Source organism: Sphingomonas aerolata (genome assembly GCF_003046295.1).
Taxonomy (GTDB): Bacteria; Pseudomonadota; Alphaproteobacteria; order Sphingomonadales; family Sphingomonadaceae; genus Sphingomonas; species Sphingomonas aerolata.
On sequence record NZ_PZZN01000001.1, the window covers coordinates 980,004 to 997,646 of the forward strand.

The 17,643-nt window shown below is 70.7% G+C and carries 20 protein-coding genes; 3 read left to right on the forward strand and 17 right to left on the reverse strand.

Annotated features, from left to right (window positions below):
* Positions 1–340 precede the first annotated feature (340 nt).
* The 14 genes from C8J24_RS04455 to C8J24_RS04520 form a co-directional block, all read right to left on the reverse strand.
* Positions 341–2,617 carry a DUF2460 domain-containing protein gene (locus C8J24_RS04455; protein WP_107930593.1) on the reverse strand — a complete coding sequence of 759 codons (2,277 nt, stop codon included), beginning with the start codon at positions 2,615–2,617 and terminating at the stop codon, positions 341–343.
* 128 nt (positions 2,618–2,745) lie between these two features.
* Positions 2,746–3,303, reverse strand: a complete 558-nt coding sequence (locus tag C8J24_RS04460) for a tail tape measure protein (RefSeq protein WP_107930595.1) — start codon at positions 3,301–3,303, stop codon at positions 2,746–2,748.
* A complete protein-coding gene (locus tag C8J24_RS04465; RefSeq protein ID WP_107930597.1) occupies positions 3,296–3,490 on the reverse strand; it encodes a phage tail assembly chaperone in 195 nt (64 codons plus the stop codon). Before C8J24_RS04465 ends, C8J24_RS04460 begins: the two co-directional genes overlap by 8 nt.
* The gene (locus C8J24_RS04470) at positions 3,490–3,804 is read right to left on the reverse strand and encodes a gene transfer agent family protein (RefSeq protein WP_107930599.1); all 315 of its coding nucleotides are present in this window, start codon (positions 3,802–3,804) and stop codon (positions 3,490–3,492) included. The genes C8J24_RS04465 and C8J24_RS04470 overlap by 1 nt, the downstream gene beginning before the upstream one ends.
* Positions 3,805–4,043: 239 nt before the next feature.
* Complete coding sequence (locus C8J24_RS04475) at positions 4,044–4,451, reverse strand: phage major tail protein, TP901-1 family (RefSeq protein WP_107930601.1); 408 nt, start codon at positions 4,449–4,451, stop codon at positions 4,044–4,046.
* Between the two features lie 14 nt (positions 4,452–4,465).
* Positions 4,466–4,849, reverse strand: coding sequence for a tail completion protein gp17 (gp17, locus tag C8J24_RS04480; protein WP_166746353.1), 384 nt, complete (start codon positions 4,847–4,849; stop codon positions 4,466–4,468).
* Entirely contained in the window at positions 4,846–5,193 is a 348-nt protein-coding gene (locus C8J24_RS04485) for a head-tail connector protein (RefSeq protein ID WP_107930605.1), read from the reverse strand. The genes gp17 and C8J24_RS04485 overlap by 4 nt, the downstream gene beginning before the upstream one ends.
* A gap of 117 nt (positions 5,194–5,310) precedes the next feature.
* Positions 5,311–6,303 carry a phage major capsid protein gene (locus C8J24_RS04490; RefSeq protein WP_107931448.1) on the reverse strand — a complete coding sequence of 331 codons (993 nt, stop codon included), beginning with the start codon at positions 6,301–6,303 and terminating at the stop codon, positions 5,311–5,313.
* Between the two features lie 243 nt (positions 6,304–6,546).
* On the reverse strand, positions 6,547–6,969 hold the full coding sequence (locus C8J24_RS04495) for an HK97 family phage prohead protease (RefSeq protein WP_244180408.1): 423 nt from the start codon (positions 6,967–6,969) through the stop codon (positions 6,547–6,549).
* Positions 6,966–7,283, reverse strand: a complete 318-nt coding sequence (locus C8J24_RS04500) for a DUF6127 family protein (RefSeq protein WP_244180525.1) — start codon at positions 7,281–7,283, stop codon at positions 6,966–6,968. The genes C8J24_RS04495 and C8J24_RS04500 overlap by 4 nt, the downstream gene beginning before the upstream one ends.
* A complete protein-coding gene (locus C8J24_RS04505) occupies positions 7,283–8,404 on the reverse strand; it encodes a phage portal protein (protein ID WP_107930607.1) in 1,122 nt (373 codons plus the stop codon). Before C8J24_RS04505 ends, C8J24_RS04500 begins: the two co-directional genes overlap by 1 nt.
* A 288-nt stretch (positions 8,405–8,692) precedes the next feature.
* Positions 8,693–10,015, reverse strand: a complete 1,323-nt coding sequence (locus C8J24_RS04510; protein ID WP_107930609.1) for a DNA-packaging protein — start codon at positions 10,013–10,015, stop codon at positions 8,693–8,695.
* Positions 10,015–10,536 (reverse strand): hypothetical protein, encoded by a 522-nt coding sequence (locus C8J24_RS04515; RefSeq protein WP_107930611.1) that lies wholly within the window; start codon positions 10,534–10,536, stop codon positions 10,015–10,017. The genes C8J24_RS04510 and C8J24_RS04515 overlap by 1 nt, the downstream gene beginning before the upstream one ends.
* A 139-nt stretch (positions 10,537–10,675) precedes the next feature.
* Positions 10,676–11,545: a 3-hydroxyacyl-CoA dehydrogenase NAD-binding domain-containing protein gene (locus C8J24_RS04520; RefSeq protein ID WP_107931451.1), complete on the reverse strand. Its 870-nt coding sequence runs from the start codon at positions 11,543–11,545 to the stop codon at positions 10,676–10,678.
* 105 nt (positions 11,546–11,650) lie between these two features.
* Here C8J24_RS04520 and C8J24_RS04525 point away from each other — a divergent pair, with 105 nt between their 5' ends.
* Positions 11,651–12,802, forward strand: a complete 1,152-nt coding sequence (locus C8J24_RS04525) for a DUF1176 domain-containing protein (RefSeq protein ID WP_107930613.1) — start codon at positions 11,651–11,653, stop codon at positions 12,800–12,802.
* Between the two features lie 86 nt (positions 12,803–12,888).
* Here the strand turns inward: C8J24_RS04525 and C8J24_RS04530 are convergent, their stop codons facing one another.
* The 3 genes from C8J24_RS04530 to ispG all read right to left on the reverse strand — a co-directional run bounded on the left by C8J24_RS04530 (position 12,889) and on the right by ispG (position 15,734).
* The gene (locus C8J24_RS04530) at positions 12,889–13,365 is read right to left on the reverse strand and encodes a GNAT family N-acetyltransferase (protein WP_107930615.1); all 477 of its coding nucleotides are present in this window, start codon (positions 13,363–13,365) and stop codon (positions 12,889–12,891) included.
* Positions 13,362–14,264 carry a DMT family transporter gene (locus tag C8J24_RS04535; RefSeq protein WP_244180412.1) on the reverse strand — a complete coding sequence of 301 codons (903 nt, stop codon included), beginning with the start codon at positions 14,262–14,264 and terminating at the stop codon, positions 13,362–13,364. Before C8J24_RS04535 ends, C8J24_RS04530 begins: the two co-directional genes overlap by 4 nt.
* 330 nt (positions 14,265–14,594) lie before the next feature.
* On the reverse strand, positions 14,595–15,734 hold the full coding sequence (ispG, locus tag C8J24_RS04545) for a flavodoxin-dependent (E)-4-hydroxy-3-methylbut-2-enyl-diphosphate synthase (protein ID WP_031440350.1): 1,140 nt from the start codon (positions 15,732–15,734) through the stop codon (positions 14,595–14,597).
* A gap of 115 nt (positions 15,735–15,849) precedes the next feature.
* On the opposite strand from ispG, the gene C8J24_RS04550 reads away from it, so the two are divergent.
* Together C8J24_RS04550 and C8J24_RS04555 are read left to right on the forward strand one after the other, a co-directional pair.
* Entirely contained in the window at positions 15,850–16,371 is a 522-nt protein-coding gene (locus C8J24_RS04550) for a DUF1993 domain-containing protein (RefSeq protein ID WP_107930621.1), read from the forward strand.
* 84 nt (positions 16,372–16,455) lie between these two features.
* A complete protein-coding gene (locus C8J24_RS04555) occupies positions 16,456–17,637 on the forward strand; it encodes an acyltransferase family protein (RefSeq protein WP_107930623.1) in 1,182 nt (393 codons plus the stop codon).
* The last annotated feature ends 6 nt before the right edge of the window (positions 17,638–17,643 follow it).

The window sequence follows — 17,643 nt, forward strand, 5'->3', positions numbered from 1 at the left end:
GGGGCCCACGCAAAGCGTGGGAGGGTGAGGGCACGTGAGGCACAGGCCCGACGCCCCCTCGTCATCCTGACGAAAGTCAGGACCCAGGATCAAAAACGCCCCCGCTGCTTGGCCCTGGATCCTGACTTCCGTCAGGATGACGAACGCAAAAACCCCTCTCCCCCCGGGGGAGAGGGAGGGGCCCGCGCGAAGCGTGGGAGGGTGAGGGCACGTGAGGCTCGGGCCCGACGCCCAACGCCCCGCCCACCCTCCGTTCGCCCTCCGTTCGCCCTGAGCGAAGTCGAAGGGCAGGCCCCGCGCGCCAGTGCTTCGACGACGCTCAGCACGAACGGCGTGAAGCCTACCCCTCCCGCACCTCCACCAGCGGCACCGAAGCCGCGACCCCCGCCAGAAACGTCGCCCGCGCGACACTCAGCCGGTCCTCCGCAAACCGCACCGGCACGTCGAACGCGAACCCCGCGCTCACCACCGCACCCGCCGCCGGCGCCGCGTCGAGCACCACCCACCCCCCGGCCACCACCGAGAAGCCCGACGTCGCGACGCCATCGACCGCGACCGACACGCTCCCCGCCACCGGCCGCGTGATCCGCCGCGTCGCCGCGTCATAGTGTTTCACCAGCGCGAACCGCCGCGCGATCCCGTCGCCGACCCCCAGCACCTCCCCGACCGCCTCGGCATCGAACGGATCGCGCAACCGGAAGCTGCGCGCCGGCCCCATCCGCGCGCGGAAGAACGCGAGCAGCACACCGATATCCGCCTCGCTCCGCAGCCCCGGCCCGACGTCATAGCTGGTCCGCGCCTCCGCCCAGGCCGCGTTGCGCTGCTCCGCGCCCCCCGCGCTGGTCAGGATCGCGGTCGAAAACCCCGGTATCACCTCCGCCTCGCGCCCCAGCGCGAGCGGAAACAGCACGTCGTCATGCGCGTTCACGGCCCCGTCTCCTTCCTCAGTCTCGAAATGCACGAACCCGTCGCGCATCACCTGCGGCAGCGCCCAGACGAACGTCTCGCCGACGCCGCGCGCGCGCGCCGCCACCGCCGCCGCCTCGATCCGCGCCCAGTCGCCTGCGCGCTCGGGCACGGTCACGAACCCCGACAGATAGTGTTGCCGCAGGGCGGGATAGCCCAGCCGGCCCTCGACCAGCGCGACCGCATCCGCCGACGACGCGACATCGCCCGCGGTCACCCAGTCATAATCCTCCAGCTGGAGCACATCGAACGCCGGCGACGCCCAGCCGACCGGCATGTTCGCGCGCTTCGCCTCGGGCGCTCCCGCATCGAGCACGGTCGGCAGATAGGTCAGCAGATGCGTCACGCACCCGCCCGCTTCCCCCTTCACCGCCGCGACCAAAGCCGCAGTCGACGCCGCCAGACACGCCCCCGCCGCCTCCAGCGTCGCGACCTGGTCTGCGCTCTTGGCCCCGCGGATGCTCGCCATCGCCACCGGCGCGAACGCCGCCACCGCGCTCGCATCATAGAGGCACGGCCGCCCGTCGGGCATCACCCACCACCAGGGCTCGCCAACCTGGAACTGCGCCGGCAGTCCCGCCGCCGCCGCGAGGCCCATAAACGCGCGCGCCACCGCCTGCAGATACGCCATCGCCCCGCCATGCGCCGGCGACAGCAAGGTCGAGGGCGGCTCCCACCCGGTCAGCGCGGGCGCGCCGTCCGCCGCACGCTGTTTCCAGTCGTTCCAGCAATGCGCATCGAACAGCTCGTAGCTCAGCGACCAGATCACGCCGTAGCCCAGCGCCTTTGCGCGTCCCGCGAAATCCCGGTGCCACACGCTGCACGCCGCGTTCAGCACGCCCCCCGCCAGCGACACGTAAAATCCACCGCCCGCCGGCTCGAGCCGGAAATAATGGCTCATGCCCACATAATGGACGATGCTCCCACGGTACCCCAGGTGGAGCGCGTTGCGCAGCAGCCGCGCGGGCGTCAGATTATAGCTGTCGTCATAGCCGCTCGCGATCCGCAGCCCATGCTCGGGCACCACCGCCTCGCCGATCGCGAGCACCGATCCCGGCCCCTCGCACGCCATCTCGGTCAGCTCGACCCAGCCCTCGCGCATCCCCGCGAGCGGCGCGTCGACGCCGCGATAGTCGGGCGGCACCAGCGACACGAACATCCGGTCGATATCCCCCGCCCAGACGGGATAGCTGTCCTCGGGCAGGTCGAACCCGCCGACCAGCGCCGCGAAATCGAGCGACACCAGCGCATCCTCCGGCGTACCCACCGCATAATTCCAAAACCGCACATACCAGGCCCGCGCGACCCCCGCGGCATCACGCCCCTCGATCGTCAGCGTCGGGCCATTGATCGCATCGAGCGGCATCACACCCCCCGACCGCCACCGGAACCGCAGCCGACACGCCCGAAAATCCCGCGCGGTCTCATACCGCAGCAACGGATGATCATAGCGATCCTCCGCCGCCCAGATCAGCCCCGCCAGATCATCCGCCCTGTAGAACACCGCATCGACGCGCAGCGCATCCGGCCCCGTGGTCACGACCGACGCCATCATCGGCCGCGGAAAATCCACCGTCCAGAACCGCGGATCAAACCGCGACACGGTCCCCTCCATTTGCCCCGTCCGCCCCGAACACACCCACTGCGCCATGAACCATCTCCAATTCGAAGGGAGAGCGACCAAAACCCCTCTCCCCTCGGGGGAGAGGGAGGGGCCCACGCGAAGCGTGGGAGGGTGAGGGCACGTGAGGCTCGCGCCCCTCACTCCACCGCGCCCCCTCACTCCACCGCCAGCGCCGCCCGAACCGCCCGCGCCACCTGCCGCCCCGACTGCGCGAGCACCCCCGGCGCCGCCCCCGCCGCCGCATTGACGGTAATCGCCACCCGCACCTCGCGCACGCCAGCCGAGCCGCCGCCCACCTCGACCCGCCCGCTACTGGAGGGCACGAACAGCTCGGGCCCCCGCTCGCCCACCACATAGGCCCGCCCCGGCGACACCGGTCCCCCGGTCGCCCGCCCCGGCAGCCCGCCGACCAGCCCCGCCAGCGCCTCCCCGAGCCCGCTCCCGCTCCCGCCGAACAGCGACCCCATCCCCGCCTTCAACGCCGCGCCCGCAATCGCATCGAGCGCGGACAGCGCGACCCCCTTCAGCTCCTCGAACCCGAACGTCCCCGTCTTCACCGCGCGCAGCAGCGCCGTCTCGAGCCGCAGCGCCGCACGCTCCGCCCCCACGCCCAGCACGTCGTCCAGCTCGCCGCGCATCGCCGCGACGTCGCGCGCAAACGCCGCGCTGTCGCCGCGCACCCGCACCAGCACGGGCTCCAGATCGTCATCCATCGGGAAAAGCCTCCTGCAACCGCGCGATCGCCGCCGCATCGGGCGGCGTCGGCATGTCCCCCGTCATCGCGGCGACCACCGCGCCCAGTTCGGCGGGCGTCGCGCGCCAGAACGCGTCGGGGCTCCACCCCAGCACCGCGCCGGCAAACCCCGCGAGCCGCCCCGCGGCGTCCGCGAACGTCCGCATCACCGCCCCGCCAGGATCTGCCGCAGCAGTCCGCGCAGCACCGGCGTCGCGACGGCAAGCCCCGCCTCGACCACCGCCTCCCCCAGCCGCTCGCGCGTCAGCCCCTCGGGGCAATCGCGCAGGCAATGCCAGAACAGCGCCACCATCTCGCCAACCCCCAGCTTCCCCTCCGCCGCCCGCTCGACGAGCGCGAACAAAGGCCCCAGCTCCTCCTCCGCCGCCACCAGCGCCGCAAAACTCGGCCGCACCACAAGCGTCTCCCCGGAGACCCGAAGCGCACCTTCGCCCCGCACAGAATTCGCCACATCGCTCATGAAATTTCTCCAAAACCCCTCTCCCCCCGGGGGAGAGGGAGGGGCCCACGCAAAGCGTGGGAGGGTGAGGGCAAGTGAGGCTAAGAACCGCGACCCCGCGCGCGCCCCGTCATCCTGACGAAAGTCAGGATCCAGAGCCGCACAGGACGACGCTCGTGACCCTGGATCCTGACTTTCGTCAGGATGACGGAAATGGGTCAGGACGAAGGTGACTCAGCACCACGCAAACAGGGAAACCCTCACCCCGCCACCACCGCCCCCGAACTCTCCAGACTCAGCGTGTAGGATCGCTCCCCATTGAAATCCCCGGCATAATCCAGCCGCGACACGAGGAACCGCCCGGTCATCGTGTCACCCCCCTCGAATGCCAGCCGGTAATCGTCGAGCACCCCCGACAGCGCACTCGCCTTGATCCGCAGCTCCGCCGCCGACCCCGTGAACACCCCCCCCCCCGATACCGAGACGCTGCGCACCCCCGCCCCCGACAGCAATTGCCGCCAGCCGCCCGAATCCTTCGTCGTCACCACGATCGCCTCGCCGTTCACCGACATCTGCGTCGTCCGCAGCCCCGCCACCGTCGCATAGACGGGCGTCGCCGCGCCGTTCCCGACCTTCAGCAGGAACGCGCTCCCCTTCTCCACCGCCATGTCCGTCTCCCCCTTCAGCTCTCGCGGTACATCCGCACCAGAAACTCGCTCGTGCCCCGCCACCGCTCGCCGACGCGCAGCACGCGCGAGCGCAGCATCTGCACGCGCACCAGCCGCCACCCTTCGCCCAGATCCGCGTCGAGCGCCTCGACCGCCTCCTCCGCCGCCGCCAGCGCCGCGCGCAGCCGCACCGGCCGCTCGCCGCCATCGTGCAGCGTCACGACGACGCGCCCCTCGCGCCCGCGCCACGTCGTCGTGCTCCAGTCGCTCAGCACCGGCTCGTCGACCACCGCATAGGGCAGCGCGCTGCGCACCGGCGGCGCGTCATAGACCCCGCCCTCCAGCACCGCCTGCAGCCGCGCGACCACGCCCGCCTGCAGCACCCCCCGCGCGCTCACGCCGCCACGTCCGGGCTCAACCGCAGCCGCCGATAGGGTCGCCACAAAGCCGCCACCGCCGCGGGCGGCACCGCATCGCTCTCGCGGTGATCGAACAGATGCGCCGCCAGCATCGCCACGCCCTGCGCCACCGGCGCCGGCACCGCGTCCCAGCTTTCCGCCGCGCCGTCGCCCGCCACCCGCGCGACGATCGCCCCGCCGACGAACGCCTCGCAGACCAGGATCGCCGCCGCACAGACCCGCCCCAGCAACGCCGCCTCCGCACTCCCCTCCAGCCGCAACACCTCCCTGGTGGCCGCAACCGCCTCCGCGATCACCCCCACCGGCACCCCCTGCTCACCCATAGGATTCTCCCAGAAAAACCCCTCTCCCCCCGGGGGAGAGGGAGGGGCCCACGCGCCCTTGCGCGTGGGAGGGTGAGGGCAAGCAAGGCTCGAAAACCCCACCCCCTCACACCCCACTCAGCTCACCGAAAATCTCATCAGCTTGATCGCCTCCGAATTCGTCACGCACCCACCGACCCGCTTGGTCGCGTAGAAATTGACGAACGGCTTGTTCGAGTAGGGATCCCGCAGGATCACCGTCTCCGCGCGCTCGGCGATCAGATACCCCGCCCTGAAATTCCCGAACGCGATTCCCAGCGCATTCGCCGCGATATCCGGCATGTCCTCCGCCTCGATCACCGGATAGCCGAGCAACGTCGCCGGCTGCCCCGCCGCCAGGCTCGGCGCCCACACGAACGCCCCGTCGCTCGTCTTGAACTTCCTGATCCGCGCCAGCGTCGCCGCATTCATGACAAAGCTCGCCCCCTGCCGATACGGCGCGCGCAGCGCCTGGACGAGGTCGATCAGCCGCTCCTGCGGGCTCGCCGAGAAATCCCCCGCGGTGCCGGAGGCCAGATATTGCAGCGTGCCGAACGCCCGCACCCCGTCCGCGGTCGCCGCAGTCGGCTGCGTCAGGAACCCCTTGGGCCGCCCGCTGCCCGATCCGCCGACGAACGCCGCGCCCTCGGCCTTGGCGAATTCCATCGCGATCTCGCCCGCCAGCCACGCCTCGACATCGAACGCCGCATCGTCGAGCATCGCCTGGCTCGCCGCCGGATTGGCATAGAGCTCGCCGGTCGGCGGCACGATCTCGACGAACACCGGCGTCGCCGTCTCGGGCCGCGCCGCATTCTCCGCCGCCCAGCCGGACGGCGTGCCGCCCGTCGTGACGAGCTTGCGATACCCCGCCGAACCCACCTTCACGACATTGGCGATCCCCCGGATCGGCGAGATCCCTTTCAGCACCGCATCGATCTGCGCATCCACCTCGCGCGGCACCGCATAGCCGCCCGCATCGCCCGAGACCCCGGTAAACGCCTTCATCTCGATCGTCGCGCCACTCCGCACGAACCCCGCAAACGCCCCCGAAGGCGCCGCCCCCTCCAGCATCGGCCGATCCATCACCGTCATGTCCATCTCCCTGCCAAGAAACAAAAAAAGGCGCCCCGAAGGACGCCCGAAACACCGTGTGTGGGTGCGGAGCATGCGAGGCCAACACCCCCGTCCCAACCACCCCTCACCCTCCCGTCGCCTGACGGCTCCTCCTTCCCTCTCCCCCAAGGGGAGAGGGACCCTAAAACCCCTCTCCCCTTGGGGGAGAGGGAGGGGCCCGCGCGAAGCGTGGGAGGGTGAGGGCACGTGAGGCTCCAAACCTCACCCCACCACCTCCACCCGAGCCAGTCCCTGCATAGGCACCCCCACCAGACTCACCTCGACCAGCTCCACCGCCTCGAGCACCCGCCGAGCCCCCTGCACGACCCGCACCGCCCGATACCCGACCGACAACCCGGCCACCGCCCCAGACCGCACCAGCCCCGCAAGCACCGGATCCTCGACCACCCCCTCGACGCGCAACCCCCGCGCATCCTCCGCAACCGACGCGAGCACCCCGACCGGCCCCCCGCGATGCTGCCACAGAAGCGGCACCACCCCGGCCCCGGCAAACGCCCCCCGCCGCATCACGTCCCCTGCGCGATCGACCACGTCGAACACCGCCGCATAGCCCGCAAACGCCACCCCGCCCCGTTCGTCCCGAGTAGCTGTCGAGCCTGTCGAGACGGCGTATCGAGGGATCACTTCAGCCACGCCGCGAACCCCAGCTTCACCGCCAGCCCCGCCAGCATCAGCGCCACGAACAGCCGCGCGATCCACCCCGCCACCGCCTTCCACACCGACCGTTTCGCATCGCGCCACGCCGCCAGCAGCTCGCGCAGCTCCGCCACGTCACCCCGCGCGCGCTCGTCGCTCAGCCCCAGCCGCGCCAGCGCGCGCGTCGCGCCCAGCTCGCCCGCCTCCTCCGCGATCGCGCGCAGCGTGACCAGGTCCGCGCCCCGCTCCGCCCCCTGCGCTATCAGCTGCGCCAGGACCTGCCCGTCCATCGTCGTGCCCATCACGCCCCCTCCTTCACATCGAGCATCGCGCGCTTCTCCGCATCGCTCAGGAACGTCGCCGCGCTGACCATCCCCCACAGCCGCTCGCGGTCCTCGACCAGCGCCGGCACCCGGTCGAGATCGACGCGCAACGCCGCCCCCTCGAACCAGCCCGACAGTCCTTGCGCGATCCCCGTCAGCACGCTCGTCGCCAGCGGCAGGATCGCCAGCCGCCACAGCGCCCGGTTCGCCTCGCGGTAATTGGCGTAGCTATTGTCCCCCGGCAGCCCGAGCAGCATCGGCGGCACCCCGAACGCCAGCGCGATCTCCCGCGCCGCCGCCGACCGCGTGCCGGCAAAGTCCATGTCGGCGGGCGTCAGGCTCAGCGCCTGCCATTTCAGCCCACCCTCGAGCAGCATCGGCCGCCCCGCATTCCCGCTCCCCGCAAACGACGCCTCGAGCTCGCGCTTCAGCCGCGCGAACTGGTCCGCCGACAAGGCCGACCCGTCCCCCGGATCATAGACCAAGGCCCCCGAGGGCCGCGCCGCATTGTCGAGCAGCGCCGTGTTCCACCGCGCCGCCGCATTGTGGATCCCGACCGCGGCGGCGGCGGCGCCCAGGCACCCCAGCCCGTAATGATCGTCGACCGGATGAAACGCCTTCAGGTGGATCACCTGCGGTCGTACCGGATCCGCCGACAGCCGCGTCACCCGCGCGCCGACCGCATAGCGATACGCCGCCGGCCACCCGCCCGCATCCGCCTCGACGCTCACCCGCTCGGGCCGCAGCGCGTACAGCTCGGCCGCGCCCCCGTCGGCATCGCGCAGCACCTGGACATAGGCATTGCCGTGGAGCAGCAGCTGCGCCGCCACCGTCTCGATCAGCGTCTGCCCCCCCGACCGCGCGGTGACGAGCGCGACCAGCGCGGGATCCGACCCGTCGAGCGGCGCCGACCCGACGCCTTCGACGACCAGCTTCACCGCCCGCTGCGCCACCGCATTCCCCAGATACGCCTCGCGCACCTGCGCCTCATACCCCCGCGCCCCCGCGACACCGCCGGCCCCCGCCCAGCCAAGACTCCCCGCCCCCGACAAAGCCGGCCGCGCGCCCTCCCGCCCGGACTTCCACCCGAACAACCCCATAAAACCCTCCCGAAAACCGTAACAAAAACCCCTCTCCCCCAAGCGGAGAGGGACCTAAAAACCCCTCTCCCCCCGGGGGAGAGGGAGGGGCCCGCGCGAAGCGTGGGAGGGTGAGGGCAAGTGAGGCTCGAACCCCACCCCCAACCCCTCCGTTCGCCCTGAGCGAAGTCGAAGGGCCGGCCCGACAAAAGTGCTTCGACTACGCTCAGCACGAACGGACGGGGGAACCACGAAAGGGAAAGGGAAAAAGGAAAACCGAACGGGCGGGTGCGGAGCCCACACCCCCCCTCAAACCACCCGCACCCCCACCTTAACCCGCCGCCGCAAGCACAACTCCGTCAGCGCCCACACCAGCGCGTCCGCCCGATCCGGCGAGCGCCCCGGCCCGACATACCCCCCGCTCACCAGCCCGCAGAGCTCGTCCTCCAGCGCCGGAAATGCCCCGACATGAAAGACCCGCCCGCCCTCGTACAAGGTCGCCACCGGCTCCGCCCGCGCGACCTTCCCGCGGCTCGCATGGACCAGCCGCACCGGCAGCGCGCAGTCCGCCGCCATCAGCACGCTGCGCACCATCTCCCCGCCCTGGTTGCACTCCGCGACCACCCGGTCCGCGCCGTGCCGCGCCGCACAGTCCGCCACCGCGCGCGCCCAGCCCTCGGGCGACAGGCCCGCGACGCTCGCATCCTCGAGCACATAGGCGAGCCCGTCATCGCCCATCGCGACGCAGACGATCCCGCACGCATCGCCCCCCGTCCCCGCCGGCGGATCGACCCCCACGACCACGCGCACCAGCGCCGGCACCGCCGCGCCGCGCTGCCGCTCGAGCAGGTCGCGCGTCCACAGCGCGCCCTCGACATCGTCGATCAGCTCGCCGTCCAGCTCCTGCCGCCCCAGCCGCGTCCCCGCATAGGTCTGGGTCATCGCCGCGACGAACGACGCCGGCAAAAACGGATTCTCCCCCGTCCCCCCGCGCGATTCAAACAGCCCCGGCAGCGCGAGCAGCCGCCGCATCAGCGGCACCGGCCGCGGCGTCGTCGTCACCAGCACCCGCGGCCGGTCGCCGATCCGCAGCCCCATCATCAGATTGTCCCAGGTCGCATCGCCATAGCGCCACTTGGCCAGCTCGTCGCACCACGCCGCATGATGCTCGGGCCCGCGCAGTTTCTCAGGGGCTTCGGCCGAATAGACGAACGCGCGCGCGCCGCTGTCGAACACGAACTCGCCCGCGTCGCGCCGCCAGCGATAGGTCTCGCCCGCCTGCGCCACCGCGATCAGCCCGCTCTCGCCCTCGACCATCACCTTGCGGACGTCGTCCATCGTGCCGCCGACCATCGCGATCCGCGCGCCGGGCATCGCCCGCGCCAGCGCGCTCACCCATTCGGCGCCCGCGCGCGTCTTGCCGAAGCCGCGGCCCGCGCGGATCAGCCAGACCTGCCAGTCGCCCGCGGGTTCGCGCTGCCCCGGCAACGCCCAGATCGCCCAGCTCTCGTGCAGCGTCCGCAGTTCCGCCTCGGACAACCCGCGCAACAGCGTCACCAGCTGCCCCCGCGGCAGCCCCCGCAACCGCGCGAGCACCGCAGGATCGAACGTCGCGCCTTCGGTGGCCGCCATCACGCATCCCCCGTGACGGACGCCGCCTGCGCGTCGAGCGCATCGAGCCGCGCGACCAGCACCGCCTCCAGCTCGGCCAGCGACACGCGCTTGCACAGCGTCCCCGCCCCCGTTCCGCCGGCAGCGCCCCCACGCTTGCGAAACCCCAGCGCCTGCACCGCGACCCGCGGATCGAAATGCGCACCGCGCGACTCCGCCTCCGCATCCCCGTCAGCTTCAGCCTCAGACTCCACCTCAGATTCCCCCTCGGCGTCCCCCAGAGCATAGGCCAGCAACCGCGCCTCGAGCGTCTCGTACGCCGCCTCGATCGCCCCCGCCCAGTCGGCCGCGAACGCCGCGTCGCGCGCCTTCAGCGCATGCGCCCCGCGCGGCGCCATCCCGACCGCGCGCGCCGACGCCGCGATGTTGCACGTCGCCGCCAGATGCTCGAGAAACGCCGCGCGCTTGGCCGGCGTCCAGCCGCCCCTGGCGGCCTTGCGCACCTGCAACCGCCCCGCTTTCCCGCCCCCACCCGCCGCCATGCGCCATCCCCCAAATGGATCGGGCCGGTCCGCCGCCGGGGGATCACCCCGACCGCGTCCGGCCCGACTCGCAATTCGTCATCGTTCCCGTTATGTGCCAGAACAGCGTGACGATGTCAAGGGTGAATAACCGATCTGGTTACCGCGTCGGCACCGGCTCCGCCCCCGAATAGTCGTAGAAGCCGCGCTTGGTCTTGCGGCCGAACCACCCCGCCTCGACATATTTGACCAGCAGCGGCGCGGGCCGGAACTTCGGATCGCCGGTCCCTTCGAACAGCACGCGGGTGATCTCCAGGCAGGTGTCGAGCCCGATGAAATCGGCCAAAGTCAAAGGCCCCATCGGGTGATTGAGCCCCAGCTGGCACGCCAGATCGATGTCGCGCACCCCCGCCACGCCTTCGCCCAGCGCAAAGCACGCCTCGTTGATCATCGGCATCAGCACGCGGTTGACGATGAACCCCGGCGCGTCGTTCGCATGCACGACCTGCTTGCCGAGCTTTTCGGCGAACGCCTCGACCGCGGCGACCGTTTCGTCCGACGTGGCGAGCCCGCGGATCAGCTCGATCGGCCGCATGACGGGGACGGGATTGAAGAAATGCACCCCCATGAACCGTGCCGGATCGGGCGCCGCCTGCGCCAGCCGCGTGATCGGGATCGACGAGGTGTTCGACGCCAGGATCGCGTCCGCTTTCAACACCTTGCCGACCTCGGCAAAGATCGTCCGCTTGATCGCCTCGCGCTCGGTCGCGGCCTCGACGACGATGAAACAGTCGCCCATCTCGGCGACGCTCGCGACCGGTTCGATGTTCGCCAACGTCGTCTCGCGGAAGTCGGCGGTGATCTTCTCCTTCTCGACCAGCCGCGCCATCGCCTTGCCGATCCCCGCCTTGCCCGCCTCGGCCTGGGGCAGGCCCATATCCGCCAGCAGCACGCGGTAGCCCGCCTGCGCGGCGACCTGCGCGATCCCCGCGCCCATCTGTCCCGCGCCGATTACGCCGATCGTCTGCATCGCACTCTCCATCTTGATTGCCGCCCTTACCATTGACGGTTGTTCGACTATGGCCTCGCCCCTATCGAAGCGGGACCGTCGCCGCCAGACCGGTCAGGAGGTCGCATGCGCTATCCAGTTCTCGTTTCGCTTCTGCCCGTTTCGGTTCTGGTGGCCGCGACGGCCTGCAGCCCCAGCGGCAACACCGGCGCGCCCAACGACGCCACCGTCCCGCTCGAAACCCCCGCCCGCCCCAAACCGCGCCCGATCGTGCGCGGCGCCGCCCCGCAGGCCCCCGCGGAGCCCGCCGTCGACTCAAAGGCACGCCCCCGCCCGACCAGCGTAAAGACCTTCGGCGCCTGGGGAATTGCCTGCGACAACGGTGCCTATTGCACCGCGGTCTCGATGGCGCCCGACGATTCGAGCATCGCCGAACTCTCGATCGTGGTCGAGCGCGGCCCCGCCGCCGACGCGCCCGTATCGGTGACGATCGGCACGCCGGGCAGCGCGCTCCGCCGCGTCGTCGTCGCGATCGACGGCACCCCGCTCGCCAGCGGCAATCCCGGCGACGACCGGCGCTTCACCGTCACCGGCCCGGTCGCGATGACGCTCGCCCGCCGCCTCGCCACCGGCACCGCGATGACCGCGCGACTCGACGGCCGGACGATCCCCGTCGTCATCACCGGCGCCGCCGCCGCGCTGCGCTATGCCGACGCGCAGCAGGGCCGCGCGGACACCGCCACCGCGCTCGTCGCGACCGGCGACACGACGCCCGCGACCACCCCGCCCGCACTTCCGACGATCCTCGCCGCCCCGCTCACCGACCGCCGCGCGCAGGCCCCCGCAGCCCCGCTCGTCGCACAGATGCGCCAGCGCACCGGCTGCGCCGCGGACCAGTTCGGCCCCGTCACCAACGAGACTTATGCACTCGACGCGACGACCGATCTCGTCCTGCTATCCTGCGGATCCGGCGCGTATAATGTCATCACCCGCGCGCTGATCATCCGCGACGGCAAGGCCAGCGAAGCGCCGTTCGACCTGCCCCCGCAATTCGGCGAACCCGGCGCGAAACCCGCCCTCGTCAACGCGGGCTACGACCCGAAGACCGGGCTGCTCAGCTCCTACGCCAAGGGCCGCGGCGTCGGCGATTGCGGCGTCGGCCAGGACTATGTCTGGGACGGCACCCGCTTCCGCCTCGCCGAAATGCGCATGATGGGCGAATGCCGCGGCGCGATCACCTGGCCCGTCATCTGGCGCACCACAGTCGCCCGCAACTGACGCCCCTTCTTCTTTCGTCATCCTGACGAAAGTCAGGATCCAGAGTGACTTAGCGCCGGACTGCGTGGCTCAGGCTGACGACAGGCCTACCGCCCCGCCAGTCGCACCAGCGCATCCCCCGTCAACCGCTGGATCGTCCAGTCCTCCATCCCCACCGCACCCAGCTTGCGATAGACCGCGATCGCATCCGCATTCCAGTCGAGCACCGACCATTCGAACCGCGCGCACCCGCGGTCGATCGCGATCCCCGCCAGATGCGCCAGCAGCGCACCGCCGACCCCCTGCCCGCGCGCCTCGGGGGTCACGTACAGATCCTCCAGATAGACCCCGCGCTTCCCCGTCCAGGTCGAAAAATTGTGGAAGAACACCGCGAAACCGACCGGTCCCTGCGGCCCGTCCGCGATCACCGCCTCCGCCGCGGGGGCATCCCCGAACAGCGCCTCGCCCAGCGTCGCCTCGGTCGCCTCGACCGCATCGGGCTCGCGCTCGAACGCCGCGAGTTCGCGCACGAAGCGCAGGATCGTGCCGGTATCGGCGCGGGTGGCGGAACGGATCTGGGTCATGCGGCGGCCTCCATCGACGTCTGCGCGATATCGCGCCGCCGCGCCGCATACAGGCATGCGACGACGATGACACCCGCGCCGCACGCGGTAAACGCCGACACCCGCTCCCCGAACACCAGATAGCCGAGTCCCGCGGCATAGACGAACGAGCTATATTCGGTCGTCGCGAGAAATCCCGTGTCGCCGTGCGCATAGGCCCAGCCGAGCAGCCACAGCGACGCGGTCGCCAGCCCCGCCGCCAGCAACAGCCGCGGCCATGTCGCCGCATCGGGCACCACCGCCAGCCACGGCGCCGCGAGCGCGAGCGTCGCGGTCACCACCAGCGCCTGGAAGAACGCGATCTCGCCCGGCCGCGCCGCCTGCGCCTGCACCCGCGCGATCACCAGATTGACCGCATAGAGCAGCGCCGATCCGAGCACCGCCGCGACCCCCGTCAGGCTCGCCGCCCCCGCCGCACCCTCGCGGCCATGCCCGATCATCACGATCCCGACCCCGCCCAGCGCCAGGATCGACGCGACCACGACCCGGCGCCCGACCCGCTCGCCGAGCGTGACGGCGGCGAGCAGCAGCGCGAGGATCGGCGAGATGTAGGTCAGCGAAATCGCCTGCGCCATCGGCACGCGCGCCAGCCCCCAGAAGAACAGCAGCGCCATCGCCGCGGTCACCAACCCCCTGGCCAAATGGAGTTTCAGCGCCCGCCCGCTCGGCCGCCCGCTCCGCCCGAGCTTCCAGGCGACCGCCCCCAGCCCGACACTCGCCATCTGCCGCCAGAGCAGCGCGTTATACACCCCGATCCCCAGCACCAGCGACTTCATCACCGCGTCCATCACCGAGAACAACCCGATCCCGAGCGCGGCGACAGCAAAGGCCAGCGCAGGCGAAACGCTGCGCCCCCTCACGCCGCCCGCCCCGCCGCCGAGAAGATTACGATACCCATCCCCCCGCTTAACCGGCATCCCCCACCGGCGCCATCATCGTCGGGGGCGGCAGTTCGCCCGCAAAAGCGGGGGCCCAGAGCCAAGCACCGCCACGCCCCTCCCGCTCGTGCTGAGCGAAGTCGAAGCACTGCCAAAACCCGAAACGTCCGTCAGCCCACCCCGTCATCCTGACGAAAGTCAGGATCCAGAGCCAAGCAGCACCACCCCCGCCGCCCTGGATCCTGACTTGCGTCAGGATGACGGAAGGTGAGGGCGACGCCCGGCTCCGCCAACCGCCCAATAAGACCCCGCTTATTCCGCCGCCATCTCCGGCACCAGCGCCGCGACCGCCGCATCCGCCGCCTCGATCTCCGCCGCCTTGGCCTCGACCAGCTTGACGATGTGGTTCACCATGTCCGCGTCCTGGACATGATGGTCGGTGACCCCCGACAGATACACCATGTGCTTGCCGTTGCCGCCGCCGGTGATCCCGATATCGGTCTCGCGCGCCTCGCCCGGCCCGTTCACGACGCAGCCGAGCACGCTGAGCGACATCGGCGTGCGGATATGCTGCAACCGCTCCTCGAGCGCCTGGACGGTACGGATCACGTCGAACCCCTGCCGCGCGCAGGACGGGCACGACACGACGCGCACGCCGCGGTTGCGGATGCCGAGCGCCTTCAAAATCTCGAACCCGACGCGCACTTCCTCCTCGGGCTCGGCCGAGAGCGACACGCGGATCGTGTCGCCGATCCCGTACCAGAGCAGGCTGCCCATCCCGATCGCCGACTTGACCGTGCCGCCGACGAACCCGCCCGCCTCGGTGATGCCGAGGTGCAGCGGGCAGTCGACCTGTTCGGCCAGCTGCTGATAGGCCGCGACCGCGAGGAACAGGTCGGAGGCCTTCACTGCGACCTTGAACTCGTGAAAGTCATGGTCCTGCAGCAACTTGATGTGATCAAGCGCCGATTCGACCAGCGCATCGGGGCACGGCTCGCCATATTTCTCGAGCAGATGCCGCTCGAGGCTCCCGCCGTTCACGCCGATCCGGATCGCGCAGCCATTGGATTTCGCCGCGTCGACGACCTCCTTCACGCGGCTCGCCGAGCCGATATTGCCCGGGTTGATCCGCAGGCACGCCGCCCCCGCATCCGCCGCCTCGAGCGCGCGCTTATAGTGGAAATGGATATCCGCGACGATCGGCACGCGGCTCGCGCGGACGATCTGCTTCAGCGCGCTGGTCGATTCGACGTCGGGACAGCTGACGCGGATGATGTCGACGCCCGCCTCTTCGCAGCGGCGGATCTGGTCGACCGTCGCCTTGATGTCGTCGGTCGGCGTGTTGGTCATCGTCTGCACGGTGACGGGCGCATCGCCGCCGACGGGGACGTTGCCAACCATGATCTGGCGGCTCGTACGGCGGGTGATATCGCGCCAGGGACGAAGGGACATGAAGATTCCTCGTGGGTTCACCGCCGTATATAGCGGCTGGACGCGGCGAGCGAAACAACGCTGGCACATGCCACCGCACGGCCATAGGTTGCCGCCTCACCCCGGAGCCCGATCGATGACCCTGTCCCTCTACGATGCGACGATCCCCTCCAACCTCCAGGTCCTGCGCGCGCTCGACGCGCTGCTCGACAAGGCGGAAGGCTTCGCCGCCGAGCGCGGGATCGACCCCGCCACGCTGATCGACGCAAGGCTCGCCGACGATATGCTCCCCTTCGGCTATCAGGTGAAGTCGTGCGTCGCGCATTCGGCGGGCGGCGTGCAGGGCGTCCGCGACGGCGTCTTCTCCCCCGATCGCAGCGCCTGGCCGACCGATTTCGCCGGGCTCCACGCCGCGGTACAGGGCGCGATCGCGACGCTCGAGGGCTATGACCCGGCCGAGTTCGATACGCTCGCCACCGCCGCGACGAAGTTCGAATTCGGCAGCTATGTCATGCCCTTCACCGGCGCCAACTTCCTGCTGTCCTTCTCGCAGCCCAATTTCTACTTCCACGCCAGCATCGCCTACGCGATCCTGCGCGCGCAGGGCGTCCCGCTCGGCAAACGCGACTTCCTCGGCGTCCCCCGCATGGCCGCCTGACCGGGCCGGGCCGGGCGGGCCCGCGCCGGCGTGACGGGGCAGCGCGTGCTTGCAGCCCCGTCACCCGCCGCCTAGGGCGCTGCGATGACCCGGCATTACGGCATGGACTGGCTGCGGATCGGCGCCTTCGCCCTGCTGATCCTTTACCATATCGCGATGGTCTTCGTGCCGTGGAACTTCCATGTGAAGTCGCTGCATGTCGAGGACTGGGTCCGGTTGCCGATGCTCGCCACCAATGCGTGGCGGCTGACGTTGCTGTTCGTCGTCTCGGGCTATGCCAGCCGCGCGCTGCTGCGCCGGTCGAGCGGCCCGGTCCGCTTCTTCGCGACGCGCTGCTACCGGCTGCTCGTACCGCTCGCCTTCGGCATCCTCGTCATCGTCCCCCCGCAACCCTGGGTCGAGCTCGTCACCCGGCATGGCTATGCGGGCAGCTACTGGACCTTCTGGACGCACGACGCCTTCCGCTTCGCCCCGCTCGACGGCCTGTGGCTGCCCGCCTGGAACCACCTCTGGTTCGTCGTCTATCTCTTTGTCTACACGACAGTCCTGACGCTCGGCGTCGCGCTAGTCCGGGGCCCACGCAGCCTGCGCAGCCACCAGAATGTCCGCAGCCGCGGCGCGCAGCGGCTCTTCGACCGCGTCTTCGGCGGCTGGTTGGTGCTGCTCCTGCCGCTCGCCTGGCTCATCTTCGTCCATGGCTGGTGGTTCCAGATGGCGGCCGAGAGTCAGGCGCTGCTCGGCGACTGGATCGCGCACATCACCTATTTCCCCGCCTTCCTGTTCGGCTTCGGGCTCGCGCGCTCCGAACCCGCGATCGCCGCGATCGCGCAGCTGTGGAAGATCGGCGCCGGGCTCGCGCTGCTCGGCTATGCGACGATCCTCGGCATAGAGCTCGGCTGGCCCGCCGGGGTTGCGAAGCCGCACTGGCTCTATACCGCCTACGGCATCGCGCATGCCCTTGAACAATGGGGCGGAATCGTCGCGCTGATCGGGCTCGCCGAACGCCATCTCAACCGCGACCATCGCTGGCGGCCGATGCTGACCGAGGCGGTGTTCCCTTTCTACCTGATCCACCAGACGATCATCGTCCTCGTCATGTACGCGCTGCTCCCCGCCGGCCTTCCCGGCTGGGCGGAGTTCCTGGTGCTGCTCGCCTCGACGCTGATCGGCTGTTTCGCCTTCTACCGGATCGGCCGCAGGGTCGCCCCCTTGCGCCCGCTGATCGGGCTGCGTCTCCACCTTCGTCCCACCCCGCCAACCTTGTGAAAGCCC

Bases quoted from the DNA above. Each gene is read 5' to 3' on its own strand.
- C8J24_RS04455 (WP_107930593.1), bottom strand. From the start codon at position 2,617: ATGGCGCAGTGGGTGTGTTCGGGGCGGACGGGGCAAATGGAGGGGACC.
- C8J24_RS04460 (WP_107930595.1), bottom strand. From the start codon at position 3,303: ATGGATGACGATCTGGAGCCCGTGCTGGTGCGGGTGCGCGGCGACAGC.
- C8J24_RS04465 (WP_107930597.1), bottom strand. From the start codon at position 3,490: ATGCGGACGTTCGCGGACGCCGCGGGGCGGCTCGCGGGGTTTGCCGGC.
- C8J24_RS04470 (WP_107930599.1), bottom strand. From the start codon at position 3,804: ATGAGCGATGTGGCGAATTCTGTGCGGGGCGAAGGTGCGCTTCGGGTC.
- C8J24_RS04475 (WP_107930601.1), bottom strand. From the start codon at position 4,451: ATGGCGGTGGAGAAGGGGAGCGCGTTCCTGCTGAAGGTCGGGAACGGC.
- C8J24_RS04485 (WP_107930605.1), bottom strand. From the start codon at position 5,193: ATGGGTGAGCAGGGGGTGCCGGTGGGGGTGATCGCGGAGGCGGTTGCG.
- C8J24_RS04490 (WP_107931448.1), bottom strand. From the start codon at position 6,303: ATGACGGTGATGGATCGGCCGATGCTGGAGGGGGCGGCGCCTTCGGGG.
- C8J24_RS04500 (WP_244180525.1), bottom strand. From the start codon at position 7,283: ATGGGCACGACGATGGACGGGCAGGTCCTGGCGCAGCTGATAGCGCAG.
- C8J24_RS04505 (WP_107930607.1), bottom strand. From the start codon at position 8,404: ATGGGGTTGTTCGGGTGGAAGTCCGGGCGGGAGGGCGCGCGGCCGGCT.
- C8J24_RS04510 (WP_107930609.1), bottom strand. From the start codon at position 10,015: ATGGCGGCCACCGAAGGCGCGACGTTCGATCCTGCGGTGCTCGCGCGG.
- C8J24_RS04515 (WP_107930611.1), bottom strand. From the start codon at position 10,536: ATGGCGGCGGGTGGGGGCGGGAAAGCGGGGCGGTTGCAGGTGCGCAAG.
- C8J24_RS04520 (WP_107931451.1), bottom strand. From the start codon at position 11,545: ATGCAGACGATCGGCGTAATCGGCGCGGGACAGATGGGCGCGGGGATC.
- C8J24_RS04525 (WP_107930613.1), top strand. From the start codon at position 11,651: ATGCGCTATCCAGTTCTCGTTTCGCTTCTGCCCGTTTCGGTTCTGGTG.
- C8J24_RS04530 (WP_107930615.1), bottom strand. From the start codon at position 13,365: ATGACCCAGATCCGTTCCGCCACCCGCGCCGATACCGGCACGATCCTG.
- ispG (WP_031440350.1), bottom strand. From the start codon at position 15,734: ATGTCCCTTCGTCCCTGGCGCGATATCACCCGCCGTACGAGCCGCCAG.
- C8J24_RS04550 (WP_107930621.1), top strand. From the start codon at position 15,850: ATGACCCTGTCCCTCTACGATGCGACGATCCCCTCCAACCTCCAGGTC.
- C8J24_RS04555 (WP_107930623.1), top strand. From the start codon at position 16,456: ATGACCCGGCATTACGGCATGGACTGGCTGCGGATCGGCGCCTTCGCC.